Source organism: Savagea faecisuis (assembly GCF_042675605.1).
GTDB lineage: Bacteria > Bacillota > Bacilli > Bacillales_A > Planococcaceae > Savagea > Savagea faecisuis.
The window spans coordinates 70,971-83,819 of record NZ_JBHTJF010000009.1; the positions used below are offsets into that span (position 1 = coordinate 70,971).

Annotated in this window: 15 protein-coding genes; all 15 read left to right on the forward strand. The window is 41.3% G+C overall.

What is annotated here, in order from left to right:
- Window positions 1-133 precede the first annotated feature (133 nt).
- The gene (locus ACFQ0V_RS02390) at window positions 134-361 is read left to right on the forward strand and encodes a hypothetical protein (protein ID WP_381009254.1); all 228 of its coding nucleotides are present in this window, start codon (window positions 134-136) and stop codon (window positions 359-361) included.
- Window position 362: 1 nt separating this feature from the next.
- Entirely contained in the window at window positions 363-1,115 is a 753-nt protein-coding gene (locus ACFQ0V_RS02395; protein WP_381009256.1) for a prepilin peptidase, read from the forward strand.
- Window positions 1,116-1,196: 81 nt separating this feature from the next.
- Window positions 1,197-1,436 carry a hypothetical protein gene (locus ACFQ0V_RS02400; RefSeq protein ID WP_381009258.1) on the forward strand — a complete coding sequence of 80 codons (240 nt, stop codon included), beginning with the start codon at window positions 1,197-1,199 and terminating at the stop codon, window positions 1,434-1,436.
- A gap of 306 nt (window positions 1,437-1,742) precedes the next feature.
- Window positions 1,743-2,348, forward strand: a complete 606-nt coding sequence (locus ACFQ0V_RS02405) for a Maf family protein (protein WP_381009260.1) — start codon at window positions 1,743-1,745, stop codon at window positions 2,346-2,348.
- Window positions 2,329-3,033 carry a RadC family protein gene (gene radC, locus ACFQ0V_RS02410; protein WP_381009262.1) on the forward strand — a complete coding sequence of 235 codons (705 nt, stop codon included), beginning with the start codon at window positions 2,329-2,331 and terminating at the stop codon, window positions 3,031-3,033. The genes ACFQ0V_RS02405 and radC overlap by 20 nt, the downstream gene beginning before the upstream one ends.
- A 90-nt stretch (window positions 3,034-3,123) precedes the next feature.
- A complete protein-coding gene (locus ACFQ0V_RS02415; protein ID WP_381009264.1) occupies window positions 3,124-4,140 on the forward strand; it encodes a rod shape-determining protein in 1,017 nt (338 codons plus the stop codon).
- Between the two features lie 22 nt (window positions 4,141-4,162).
- Window positions 4,163-5,038, forward strand: a complete 876-nt coding sequence (gene mreC, locus ACFQ0V_RS02420) for a rod shape-determining protein MreC (RefSeq protein ID WP_381009266.1) — start codon at window positions 4,163-4,165, stop codon at window positions 5,036-5,038.
- On the forward strand, window positions 5,035-5,559 hold the full coding sequence (gene mreD / locus ACFQ0V_RS02425; protein WP_381009268.1) for a rod shape-determining protein MreD: 525 nt from the start codon (window positions 5,035-5,037) through the stop codon (window positions 5,557-5,559). Before mreC ends, mreD begins: the two co-directional genes overlap by 4 nt.
- Before the next feature lie 15 nt (window positions 5,560-5,574).
- Entirely contained in the window at window positions 5,575-6,246 is a 672-nt protein-coding gene (locus ACFQ0V_RS02430; RefSeq protein WP_381009270.1) for a septum site-determining protein MinC, read from the forward strand.
- The gene (gene minD / locus ACFQ0V_RS02435) at window positions 6,246-7,043 is read left to right on the forward strand and encodes a septum site-determining protein MinD (RefSeq protein WP_381009272.1); all 798 of its coding nucleotides are present in this window, start codon (window positions 6,246-6,248) and stop codon (window positions 7,041-7,043) included. Before ACFQ0V_RS02430 ends, minD begins: the two co-directional genes overlap by 1 nt.
- 280 nt (window positions 7,044-7,323) lie before the next feature.
- Entirely contained in the window at window positions 7,324-8,163 is an 840-nt protein-coding gene (gene panB, locus ACFQ0V_RS02440; RefSeq protein WP_381009274.1) for a 3-methyl-2-oxobutanoate hydroxymethyltransferase, read from the forward strand.
- Complete coding sequence (gene panC / locus ACFQ0V_RS02445; RefSeq protein ID WP_381009276.1) at window positions 8,160-9,008, forward strand: pantoate--beta-alanine ligase; 849 nt, start codon at window positions 8,160-8,162, stop codon at window positions 9,006-9,008. Before panB ends, panC begins: the two co-directional genes overlap by 4 nt.
- Window positions 9,008-9,397, forward strand: coding sequence for an aspartate 1-decarboxylase (gene panD / locus ACFQ0V_RS02450; RefSeq protein ID WP_381009278.1), 390 nt, complete (start codon window positions 9,008-9,010; stop codon window positions 9,395-9,397). Before panC ends, panD begins: the two co-directional genes overlap by 1 nt.
- Before the next feature lie 192 nt (window positions 9,398-9,589).
- Window positions 9,590-12,352, forward strand: a complete 2,763-nt coding sequence (gene dinG / locus ACFQ0V_RS02455) for an ATP-dependent DNA helicase DinG (RefSeq protein WP_381009280.1) — start codon at window positions 9,590-9,592, stop codon at window positions 12,350-12,352.
- The gene (locus ACFQ0V_RS02460; protein WP_381009282.1) at window positions 12,352-12,846 is read left to right on the forward strand and encodes a cell wall elongation regulator TseB-like domain-containing protein; all 495 of its coding nucleotides are present in this window, start codon (window positions 12,352-12,354) and stop codon (window positions 12,844-12,846) included. The genes dinG and ACFQ0V_RS02460 overlap by 1 nt, the downstream gene beginning before the upstream one ends.
- The last annotated feature ends 3 nt before the right edge of the window (window positions 12,847-12,849 follow it).

Genomic DNA, 12,849 nt, shown 5'->3' on the forward strand with positions numbered 1-12,849 from the left:
TTAAAAGCGAGCGATATATATAAGATTGCGCAAGTACAGATGTCCGTATAACTTTATGTAAAAATTAAATAAAAAGAAAGGTGAGGGTGTAACTGAAGAAGTTGAAAAACAAACGACAATTGACATATCGCTTTTGCCCGAACAATTAAAAATGGTATCATTTACAGTAGATGCACGATTTGAAAATACAGATGAACTTGTGAAATTTATGCGACTGATTGAGAGTGGAGAGCGTGCCATCAAAATTGAATCAGTACAATTTTCTGAACAAGATGAATTAGAGAAAGTGCAAAATCTTCCGTATCCGGTTCAAGTGAATTTTGAAATGGTCACATTTTATTATGAGGAGGGAGTCGAGTAATATGGAAACTTATTATATGCTCGTCTTTTTTCTTTTTGGTTCAGTTTTCGGTTCTTTTTATAATGTTGTGGGGCTACGGGTGCCTAAAGGAGAATCCATTGTGTCCCCTCCATCACATTGCACTGTGTGCGAACGTAGATTGACACCTGTTGATCTCATTCCAGTTTTATCTTACCTCGTATTGAAAGGGCGCTGTCGGAAATGTCAGATACGTATTTCTCCCATGTATCCTTTTATGGAATGTATTACGGGTTTATTGTTTGTACATAGTTACGTAATGTTTGGATTCTCGAAAGAACTCATCGTCGCATTATTTTTTGCTTCACTACTCGTGATCATTACAGTATCTGATGTTGCTTACATGCTTATTCCAAATAAAATCGTGTATCCGGCATTCTTTATTTTCATTGGATTGCGATGGATGAGTCCGCTTGAACCATGGTGGTATGCCTTCGTAGGAAGTGTTGTTGGATTCGGTTTACTCCTCCTTATTGCCATCGTTTCGAAAGGTGGAATGGGCGGTGGAGATATTAAGTTGTACGCCGTTCTCGGACTTGTCCTCGGGATATGGAATACATTACTCAGTCTTTTTTTAGCATCGCTCATCGCCTTAATTTATGGTGCCGTAATCTTAGCGAAACGCAAACAGAAAAGAAGCGTTCCGATTCCATTTGGTCCAGCGATTGCGTTAGGTTCATGGCTAGCTTATCTTTATGGAGATGCAATAATCCAATGGTATTTAAAATTACTTTAAATAGACATGACTTCGGTATGTCATATGTCTGAGCTGCCCCATAAATGTTAGACACCAAATTAATATTTATGGGGTGTTTTGATGTCTAAATTTACATCACACGATAAATTAACAGCGGTGTCGCGTTATTTAAATGGAAATGAGAGCTATAAAACCATTGTGGAAAGCATAGGTGCAGCGAAATTGCTAGTCATTACATGGGTGAAATTATTTGAAGCGCAGGAGATAGACGTTTTTAAGAAGGGCTATACAAATTATTCTAATCAGTTAAAACTACATGTAGTAAAAAATCATCATTACGCGTTAATTAATGTTTTCTGAAAATAACTTTTTGGTGATATTAATGATAAAAGATTGATTAAAATAAAAGGAATTATCAAGAAAAATACAGTTGATTAAAATACTTTAAATATAAACTCTCAGTGTTTTAAAAGTTATTTTCTATCGCAAAAATAATCATTTTCGAAACTTTAGTATATCATGAAATGTGCTATTATTATAATAGTAATATGTATATTTTAAATATAAAAAGAAAATCTGAACATATCCTCTGTTAAAAATGTAAATTCAACAATAAACGACAAAAAAATGTGAAAGAATTATAATAAAGTGGAGAGGAGAATGTTCATGTTACAAACAGATAAAAAATGGATTATTGCGTCGCAGTCACCGCGACGAAAAGAGATTTTTGGAATGTTGGAACTTCCTTTTGAAATCATCGTCTCTAATACAGAGGAAGGTGGACGTCAAGCGGATGAATCCGTCGAAAATTATGCGATGCGTTTGGCGCGCGACAAAGCGGAAGCCGTTGCGGAGAGTCATCATGATGCTGTCGTCATCGGTGCTGATACTGTCGTTTCTTTGCAAGGAAAGTTATTGCCTAAGCCGAGAACGAAGGAGGAAGCGGCTTTTTATTTGCGCTTACTCAGCGGTAGAACGCATGATGTCATAACAGGTGTGGCCATAGCACATCGTGGAAAGACGCACTGCTTTTATGAGCGAACGATCGTTCATTTCCATGCACTTGATGAGGCGATGATTCGCGCCTATGTCGAAACAGGAGACAGCTTAGACAAAGCAGGTGCTTACGGCATTCAAACGCTCGGCGCATTATGCGTGGCGAAAATCGAAGGAGATTATCATAACGTCGTCGGTCTACCCCTCACGAGACTCGTGCGTGAACTGCGAGCTCTACAACTCATTACGATAGGTGATGTCCGTGACTACGCATGAAAAAGAGCTGTTTATGATTCGTGATTTGCGCAGAGCGGACCGACCGCGTGAACGCCTCATCCGTCAAGGTGCGACAAGTTTGTCGAATCAAGAGTTAATCGCGATATTATTGCGTACGGGGACGAAAGAACAGTCCGTTTTTCATTTATCGAATGAACTGTTGAAACAGTTCGGAACGATTCAACAGTTGCGTCACGTGACGATTGAAGAGTTGATGAGTGTAAAGGGAATCGGAGAAGCGAAAGCCGTACAAATTTTAGCAGCGATCGAACTCGGAAGGCGTGTTTTAAGTAAGCAGGGAGAAGAACGCTATACGATTCGCTCGCCAAAAGATGCAGCTTCGTATATGATGACAGAGTTATCAGGTTTAGAGCAGGAGCATTTTGTCGCATTGTTTCTCAATGTGAAAAACGAAGTATTGCATAAACAGACGATTTTTATCGGTGGATTAAATTCTTCCATCGTGCACCCGCGTGAGTTGTTTAAAGAAGCGGTTAAACGAGCGGCAGCGTCCATCATCGTCATGCATAATCACCCTTCTGGCATACCTGATCCGAGTCCGGAAGATATCGAAGTGACGAAGAGGCTCGTCGAAGCTGGTCGCATCATCGGAATCGATGTCATTGACCATATCATTATTGGAAATTTTAATTTTGTAAGTTTAAAAGAGAAAGGGTATATGTGACACTGTAAATTTATTCATCTTTCCTATATAATGTTTCATGTAGCAATTGATGAAGAGTGAACGTACTCGTAGGAGAAAGGAAGAACTCATTTGTTTGGATTCGGAGGAAAAGACGTCGGGATTGACCTCGGCACAGCAAATACACTAGTTTTTATTAAAGGAAAAGGGATTGTTTTACGCGAACCTTCAGTAGTAGCGAAAAACTTAAATACGAATGAAATTGTAGCGGTAGGTAGCGCAGCGCGTAATATGATCGGTCGTACACCAGGTTCAATCGTCGCAACACGCCCGATGAAAGATGGCGTTATTGCAGATTTTGAAATTACAAAAGCGATGTTAGAACATTATATGACAGAAGCGGCAAAAGTAGCAGGAGGCGCATGGAAAAAGCCGAATGTTATGATCTGTGTACCGTTCGGGATTACATCGGTAGAACAACGTGCAGTAATCGATGCAGCACGTCAAGCTGGAGCGAAAGATGCGTTTACGATTGAAGAACCGTTCGCAGCAGCGATCGGTGCGAGCTTACCAGTATGGGAGCCGACGGGTAGTATGGTCGTCGATATCGGTGGAGGAACGACAGAGGTTGCAGTTATCTCATTAGGCGGTATCGTAACGAGTGACTCAATTCGTGTCGGTGGTGATGTGATGGATCACGCGATTATCGCGTATATCCGCAAACATTACAATTTAACAATCGGCGAGCGTACAGCGGAAGCAATTAAAGTAGAAATAGGCTCTGCGAAAGAGTTAGACGTTCAAGAAACGATGGATATTCGAGGACGTGACTTATTGACAGGTTTACCGAAAACGTTAGAAGTGAATTCGACTGAAATTACGAGCGCATTGAAAGAAGCGATCGCTCAAATTATCGAAGGTGTGAAAAAGACGCTTGAAGCGACACCACCTGAATTAGCAGCAGACGTTATGGAGCGCGGAATCGTCCTCACAGGCGGTGGCGCATTGCTTAAAAACTTAGATCGTGTCATTTCAGATGAAACGAATATGCCGGTCTTTATCGCAGAAGAGCCACTTGATTGTGTCGCGATTGGAACAGGTAAAGCGCTCGATAACTTTGAGCTCATTAAAAAAATGCAAACTCGTTAACGGTTGAAAGGAGACGAAAGGGATGCGACGATTTTTAGCAGATAAACGTCTCATCGTTTTGTTTATAGTCGTCATCACCCTCGTTGCACTTTTAGCAGTAACGTTAAAAGGGCGCCAGCAAGCAAACTTGGCAGAACAAGTAGTGAAAGATGTCGTCGGCTTCGGACAATCTGTCTTTTCGAAGCCGGCTCATTTTTTTACTAGCAAACTGGCCGACATTGAGGGACTTATTGCGACATTCGATGAAAATAAGCAATTGAAAACACGTTTGGAACATTATGCGATGAATGAAGCGAAGTTAATCGAGCTTGAGAGTGAAAATGAACGGCTTCGTAAGCTCGTTAACGAAGCTTCTAATTTAAGCGCATACGAACCGATTTATGCGACAGTCATTTCGCGAAATCCCGATCAATGGGAAGAGCGAATCGTCATCGACAAAGGAGAGTCGGATGGCGTCATGAAAAATATGGCGGTCATCACGTCTCAAGGATTGATCGGTAAAGTCATTTTAACGACTCCTTTAACAGCGACAATTGAACTCATTTCTACTGAAAACCAATTGTTCCGCGTATCGGCAATGGTAGCAGGTGAAGAAACTTTCGGCTTGATTGAAGGGTACGATAAAGCGCGTGAACAACTCGTCATGAAACGTATCGACTCAAGCTTGGAAGTGAAAGAAGGGCAAAAAATCATCTCCTCTGGTTTAGGAGGCATTTTCCCGAAAGGTTTGCTCATCGGAGAAGTGAAAGAAGTGTCTACAGATGATTATGGTTTGACGAAGCTCGCTTATATCGAACCGGCCGCAAACTTTAAAATGCTCGATCATGTCGTCATTACGAAGCGTGCTGTTGATACAGTGATGAGTGGTGTCGACGAAGAGGAGGCAGCTAAAGAATGATATTTCGTATACTCGTTCCAGTAATTGCTGCTTCCCTCTTTTTTATCGAGCCGACTTTTAGCTTGTTTTCGCCGTTGCAAATTAACGGGGAGCGCTACATACTCGTTCCACATTTTTTTGCAGTGTTTCTCATTTTATTAGCTGTCTACGATTCTAAAAAAACAGCGATTATTTACGGTGTCATTTTCGGATTGTTGTATGATATGTATCATATTGATATGATTGGAATATATACGTTCATTTATCCGTTCATTGCATACTTAGCCGCTGTTGTCATTAAACATGTCCATAAATATATCGTTTTTGTATTATTTTTAGCGATTGTATTATTAGTCATGTTGGAACTATTATCCTTTTTGTTTGCAGCAGCGATCGGTTTTACAGGAATGAGTTTTGAACAGTTTTTACATAGCCGTCTCATTCCGACGACGATTGGGAATTTTTTATTTATCGTATTGTTTGGTTATATTATCCGTTGGTTTATTGTGAAAAGAAAGCAAGCGCTTGAACCAGCGATGTAAGACGGAGGTTATCGTATGCCCACAAAACATGTCACGATGAAAGGTACGAGAGATGGGTTTGTCATTCATTTGGATGATACTTGTACATTTGAACAATTATTGAGCAGTTTAGAACGCTTTTTGGCGGATGAACGTGTCACAGAAAAAATTGAAGTGGACGTTCATTTAGGCTATCGTTACTGTTCTGAAGAAATGATCAAACAAATTGAGACGTTATTTCAACAAAGTGTTTACTTCACTGTGCGTGAATATGACAGCTTTGTCGTGACGAAAGAGCTTTGTCGTCGAGAAGTTGAAAAGTTGAAGACGGAACAATATATCGGTATCGTTCGTTCAGGGCAGGTTTTGCAGGCAGAAGGTGATATCGTCATCATTGGAGATATTAATCCGAACGGTAAAGTCGTTGCAAAAGGTAACATATTTATACTCGGTCAATTAAAAGGAGCGGCACATGCGGGAGCGGCAGGGGATTATAAATCTGTCATTGTTGCATCTCATATGGAACCGACTCATTTAATGATTGCGGATGTGACAGAGCTTGTCAATGAAGATTCACCACTATTGCTTCATACGAATCGAATGGAGTGCGTCCACTTATTAGATAATGGACAAATGACGATGAGTGAGTTGAAAGATTTGCGACTAGCTCGTCCAGATTTGATGACACGAATAGGAGGTTTTCAATGATGGGAGAAGCGATTGTCATTACATCAGGAAAAGGAGGCGTCGGTAAAACGACAGCTTCCGCAAATATTGGCACAGCGCTCGCTTTAAATGATCAACGGGTTTGTCTCGTCGATACAGATATCGGCTTGCGCAATTTAGACGTTGTACTCGGGCTCGAAAATCGAATTATTTATGACTTAGTTGACGTAATTGAAGGACGTTGTAAATTACATCAAGCGCTCGTAAAGGATAAGCGTTTCGAAGATGGACTTTATTTATTGCCGGCTGCGCAGACACGTGATAAATTAGCCGTTTCTCCAGAACAAGTTGGAGCGCTTATTCAACAGTTAAAAGAAGAGTTTGATTACGTTTTAATTGATAGTCCTGCTGGAATTGAACAAGGGTATCAAAACGCAGTAGCGGGTGCGGACCGTGCGATTGTCGTTACGGTACCAGAAATTTCGGCCGTGCGTGATGCCGACCGAATTATCGGTATGTTGGAACAGGAAGATATTCCACATCCTATGCTCGTTATAAACCGCATTAAGCGTAATTTAATGGCGCGCGGTGAGGCGTTAGACGTCAATGAAATTACGACGCATTTATCGATTGATCTTTTAGGGATTGTCGTCGATGATGAATCTGTTATCGCTTCTTCGAACAAAGGAGAGCCGATCGTATTAGATCCGTCAAGTCGTGCGTCGATCGGTTACCGTAACATCGCCCGTCGTATTTTAGGGGAATCCGTTCCTTTAATGAATATTGAAGAAGAGTCACCAGGATTTTTTAGTAAGTTAAAATCATTATTTACAAAATAAATCGTGTGAAATGACAAGTTAAAAAGCTTGTCATTTTTTATTGGAAAAAATGGTGACTTTTCAATAAAATTTTGCTATAGTGAGGGCGATAGGTAATATCTTTTGGAGAATTACACTATCACGGTTAGCAACAAAATAAAAATAAAAAATCTGCCTTGATCATGCAAGTGACAGGGACGGAAGAATGAACGTATATACGTAATCCTTCTGTCTTTTTTTAGAAAAAGTAGAAGGTTTTTATATCGTTCGACTCTTCCACAATGTGAAGGAGAGGGTAAAAATGAAAGGGCTTACAAAATTTCGAAAAATGAAAGAAAGTGGAGAAAAAATTGTCATGTTGACGGCATATGATTATCCGACAGCGCAATTTGCAGAACGTGCAGACGTCGACTTATTACTCGTCGGTGATTCGGTCGGGATGGTCGCACTCGGATATGAATCGACTGCATCTGTCACAGTGGATGAAATGATTCATCATGCGAAAGCGGTGCGCCGTGGAGCGCGCGACACATTTGTCGTCGTCGATATGCCATTCGGTTCGTACCATATTTCTCAAGAAGAAACGATGAAAACAGCGATTCGCATGTATCAAGAAACGAATGCTGATGCGTTGAAAGTTGAAGGAGCGGGCGAAGTAATCGATTCGATTGAACGGCTTACAACGGCAGGTATTCCGATTGTCGCACATCTCGGCTTATTACCTCAATCGGCAGCGGTACAAGGCGGATATCGTGTCCAAGGGAAGACAGCGAGTCAAGCGCGTCAACTCATTGAAGACGCTCAAGCAGTTGAACGCGCAGGGGCATGCATGCTCGTTTTGGAGCTCATTCCGCATCAGTTAGCGAAGGAAGTGAGTGAAGCTGTATCGATTCCGGTCATCGGTATCGGAGCGGGGAAAGATACGGACGGCCAAGTGCTCGTCATTCACGACATCGTTCAATTCGGACTCCATCGTTTACCGAAATTTGTGAAAGTGTACGGAGATGTCGGCACGCAAGTTGAGCAGGCGATGAAACAATATGTCGCAGACGTGCGTCAACAAGCATTTCCAACAGAAGCGCATCATTTTACAATGGAAGAGGACGAACTACAACAACTATACGGAGGTGTTTTGTCATGACGGTCGTCATTCATACGATTCAAGGAGTGCGTCGCGTAATGAATCAAATGCGAGACGCAGGGAAGACGATTGGCTACGTCCCAACGATGGGGTATTTGCATGAAGGACATTTAGCGCTCGTCGATCAAGCGAAACGAGAAGCAGATGTCGTCATCATGAGCATTTTCGTCAATCCAGCACAGTTTGGGCCGAATGAGGATTTTGATGAGTACCCGAGAGATTTAGACCGAGATGTCGCATTGGCGAAAGAGCGTAAAGTCGATTATATTTTTGCGCCGACTGTGGAAGAAATGTATCCGACAGAACAGACGATTCAAATTATTCCAGGAGCGATTGCGCAACAAATGTGCGGAGCATCTCGTCCGACTCATTTCGACGGTGTACTGAAAGTCATTTTAAAATTGTTTAATATTGTCCAGCCGGACTATGCATATTTCGGATTGAAAGATGCTCAGCAAGTCGCGATTATCGAAACGTTCGTGCATGATTTCAATATCGATGTAGCGATTCGTCGAGTACCGATCGTACGCGAGGAAGATGGTCTTGCGAAAAGTTCACGCAATGTCAATTTGACAGAAGAAGAACGAAAAAAAGCGCCAAAAATTTATGAAGTGTTGCGGGAAGGGCGCGCACGTTTAGCTCGCGGTACACGTTTGGAAGAAGTGCAAAATTATATGGAAGAAGCACTTGCGAAAGAGACGGGTGGTACCGTCGATTACGTCAACATTTTACACTATCCGAGCTTAACAGAACCTAAACTAGACGAAGAGATGATTATCGCATGTGCGGTACAGTTTTCAAAAACCCGTTTAATTGACAATGTCATCGTAGGAGGGAATCAATAATGTACCGCAATATGCTTAATAGTAAAATTCACCGTGCGACGGTGACAGAAGCGAATTTAAATTACGTCGGAAGTATTACAATTGACCGTGACTTATTAGATGCTGCGAACATGTTGCCGAATGAGCGTGTTCAAATCGTGAACAATAACAATGGAGAGCGTTTTGAAACGTACATTATCGAAGGGGAACGTGGCAGCGGGGTCATCTGTGTGAACGGTGCAGCGGCGCGTCTCGTACAGCCAGGGGATATCGTCATCATTATGAGCTATATGATGATGAAAGATGAAGTAGCTCGTAATTATGAACCCGTCGTCTGCCTCGTCGATGAGTGCAATCGCATCATTCAAAATATTGAAGAACGCGCTCATGCGACAGTAGAAGACTATTAATATCAAAGTAGACAGTGTACGTGCTGTCTACTTTTTTGTTGAAATTGAGGAGTGAAGTAATAATTTTCCCGTACCTATGAAAATATGATACAATTTGCATGGAGTTCGACTGTTTAAAAAGTCGAAAAGAAGAAGTGAACTCATATCCGTTCACAGATCCGGAGTTAGTGACTGAAAAGGACGTTGATCATTATGACGAAGCCAATTTACGCCGTAGTCGACTTAGAAACAACAGGTCATTCGGCGAAGCGTGGCGATCGAATTATACAAATCGCGATTGTGCGTGTACAAGATGGCAAAATACTCGATACGTACAATCAATTTGTCAATCCCGAGCAACCAATTCCCGCATTTATCGCTCAATTGACAAATATTCAAAATGAACTTGTAGCAGCATATGAACCGTTTGAACATTATGCGAAAGACGTCTATGAGCGATTACGAGGAACGGTATTCGTTGCGCACAATGCGTCCTTTGATCTTTCATTTTTACAACAAGAGTTTGAACGATGCGGTTTACAGCGTTGGCGTGGGGAAGTGCTCGATACAGTAGAATTGGCGAAAATTATGTATCCAAGTGCATCGAGTTACCGTTTATTAGAATTGACAGAGGAACTTGGCATTTATTTAGGTAATGCACACCGAGCGGATGATGATGCGACGGCAACTGCCCAATTGTTAGTGAAAATATTGAAGAAAATGAGTGCGTTACCGAAACAAACGTTACAATATTTACATAAACATTCATTCATTTTAAAATCGAATGTTTCTACTTTACTCTATGAATGTTTAAAAGAAGACCGTCCAAAATCGTCAGTTTTTCTATATAAAGGATTAGCATTAAAAGAGCCGAAACAAGATTTACAGGTGACGGAGACAAAATCGTTTCCACTAGATGATGCTGCCCAATATGATTTACTGCAAAAAATTAACGCTTCTTATGAGCGGCGTCCTGTTCAATTAAACTATATGACGTCTGTTTATCACGCTCTACAACAAAGGCAAGAAGTTGCGATGGAAATTCCGAACGGTGTCGGCAAAACGCTAGGTTATTTAATCCCGAGCGTGTTTTATGCTGAAGAGATGAAACGTCCCGTCGTCATTAGTACGTATACGAATGAACTCGTCGATGCGCTTGTTGAAAAAGAAATAAAAAAACTTGATCGATTGTTTAAAGTACCAGTTCGTGTCGCTGTCTTAAAAGGGCGAGAACAGTACATTTCATTGTCGAAGTTTTTACAAGTGTTGACGGTGACGAATCATTCCTATGACGAGACATTAACGATTTTACAACTCGTTGTTTGGCTGACAGAGACAGAGACGGGAGATTTATCGGAAGTTAACGTTTCAGGTGGCGGTCAATTGTTGTTAGATCGCATACGTAAACGGACGTATGAATTGTCGGCAGAAGAGAGACAGTACGATTTTCATCATCGTGCGGTTGAAAAAGCACAAGATGCTCAATTAGTCGTGACGAATCATTCATTACTTCTCGCGAATCACTCCTATTCTTTCATTCATGAAGCGTGTGGACTCATCATCGATGAAGCGCATCAGATGTCGAATATTGCGATGAGAAACGTAGAAACGGTATTTCGCTATACACGGTGGAAATATGTCATCGGTCAGTTAATGAGCGAAGGGGAATACGATTTGCTCACGCGATTAACGACATTATTTAAACGCAAACAGCAACCGTATAAGTCTAAAAAACGTCAATTAATAAGAGCGTATGAACAATTAGTCGATCAATTCGACTTATTTATACGGACACTCATTCAACAAGTGAAATCGAACAACGGTGCTACGACGACGAAACATACGATTCATTTAAATATGGATACGATGGACCGTTCAGCATTACAATCTTTACATCAAGCGATGTTCGTTTTTTTACGCGCCGCTCAGCAGTTAATTGAACCGTTAGAACATTTATACTTAGTCGAAAAAGAGCGAGCGTTCGTGCAAGAGTGGCAAGATTGGGTGACGCAATACGAACAAAAGATGGATGATTGGATTGAATTGTTTACAGTCGTCCCTCAATCGACGGAAGAAACCTTTATCGAATATGACGAGAGAAGCATTCCTGGTAGTGTCGTATTCGTGAAAAAGCCGATTACGAGTGCTCCACTTTTACGCTCGTTCGTTCATTCGTTGAAAAGTGAATCGTTCGGTATCATTTGGACGTCTGGTACATTGCGTGTACCTTCTTACGAATCATTTATTCCGAAACAACTCGGTTTGCCTGAAGATGTTCCGATTGAAACATTTCCTGCACCTACTTCTTTCTATGACCATGCGTCGATTTGGCTCGTTGAAGATATGCCACAAATTGATGAAGTCGTAGAAGAAGACTATATCGAACTCGTCGCAGATTCGATCGTACAGACGACGTATGCGACAGGTGGGAACGTTTTCGTATTGTTTACGAGTCAACAAATGTTACAGAAGACAGCTCGTCTCATTCAAGAGAGTGAATTGTTGGAAGAACATCCGATTTTTGCGCAAGGTGTGACTTCTGGAAGCGATGCGAAATTGTTAAAGTTGTTTCACCAAACAGAAGGTTCATTGCTCTTCGGTACGAATCAATTTTGGGAAGGGTTGGATGTACGAGATGAATCAGTACGCGCGGTCATCGTCGTTCGTTTGCCGTTTTCATCACCGAAAGACCCGCTCTACCGATTGCGTAGTGAACAGTTAGCGACTGAGAATGGCGGACATCCGTTTTATGATTACGGCTTGCCAGAAGCGCTCGTACGATTTAGACAAGGCTTTACTCGTCTCATGCGTCGTACAGAAGGACGAACGAGCTTTATTTTATTAGATAAAAGATTGGAAACGAAACAATATGGTCATTACTTTATCGATAGTTTACCGCAACTACCGATTCGCAAAATGACAGTAGATTCGATTGTAGGACAATTAGCAGATTGGCATGGAGGTGCAAAAGACTGATGGAAAAAGTGAAAAATCCAATGTGGCAGTGGGTGCGATTTATCATCGTATTTTTTACAATTGTCGTCATCTCACTAACTGCCCTCATTTTATTTCAAGCGTCTCGCCCTTTTGCTAATGCTGAGCAAAAGGCGACATCTGTCGCTTTAAAAGAAGAGTATTTATCATCTGTTGAACGAATGGAAACGTACAACGGAAATGATGTCCAGTACGTCCTGTACGGTAAAGAAAAAGGTGAAAAAAAAGCTGTCATTTTAGACGAATCCCTTGTAAAATTAAAAACAATTCAAATGTCAAAAGGGATTTCGCGCCAACAAGCGATCGATACAGTCCAAAAAGAATTTCCAGTGAAAAAAGTCATCCATGCGAAACTCGGCTATGAAGAAGAACACGTCTTTTGGGAGGTTGTCTTTAAAGGTGAAAATGATACGCTAAACTATGTATATTTATTGTTTGAAGACGGTAAATGGTGGAAAAGAATCTTAAACTTATAATTT

Excerpts from the sequence above, each read along its gene's own strand:
- ACFQ0V_RS02395 (WP_381009256.1), top strand. The coding sequence starts at position 363 with ATGGAAACTTATTATATGCTCGTCTTTTTTCTTTTTGGTTCAGTTTTC.
- ACFQ0V_RS02400 (WP_381009258.1), top strand. The coding sequence starts at position 1,197 with ATGTCTAAATTTACATCACACGATAAATTAACAGCGGTGTCGCGTTAT.
- ACFQ0V_RS02405 (WP_381009260.1), top strand. The coding sequence starts at position 1,743 with ATGTTACAAACAGATAAAAAATGGATTATTGCGTCGCAGTCACCGCGA.
- radC (WP_381009262.1), top strand. The coding sequence starts at position 2,329 with ATGTCCGTGACTACGCATGAAAAAGAGCTGTTTATGATTCGTGATTTG.
- mreC (WP_381009266.1), top strand. The coding sequence starts at position 4,163 with ATGCGACGATTTTTAGCAGATAAACGTCTCATCGTTTTGTTTATAGTC.
- mreD (WP_381009268.1), top strand. The coding sequence starts at position 5,035 with ATGATATTTCGTATACTCGTTCCAGTAATTGCTGCTTCCCTCTTTTTT.
- ACFQ0V_RS02430 (WP_381009270.1), top strand. The coding sequence starts at position 5,575 with ATGCCCACAAAACATGTCACGATGAAAGGTACGAGAGATGGGTTTGTC.
- minD (WP_381009272.1), top strand. The coding sequence starts at position 6,246 with ATGGGAGAAGCGATTGTCATTACATCAGGAAAAGGAGGCGTCGGTAAA.
- panB (WP_381009274.1), top strand. The coding sequence starts at position 7,324 with ATGAAAGGGCTTACAAAATTTCGAAAAATGAAAGAAAGTGGAGAAAAA.
- panC (WP_381009276.1), top strand. The coding sequence starts at position 8,160 with ATGACGGTCGTCATTCATACGATTCAAGGAGTGCGTCGCGTAATGAAT.
- panD (WP_381009278.1), top strand. The coding sequence starts at position 9,008 with ATGTACCGCAATATGCTTAATAGTAAAATTCACCGTGCGACGGTGACA.
- dinG (WP_381009280.1), top strand. The coding sequence starts at position 9,590 with ATGACGAAGCCAATTTACGCCGTAGTCGACTTAGAAACAACAGGTCAT.
- ACFQ0V_RS02460 (WP_381009282.1), top strand. The coding sequence starts at position 12,352 with ATGGAAAAAGTGAAAAATCCAATGTGGCAGTGGGTGCGATTTATCATC.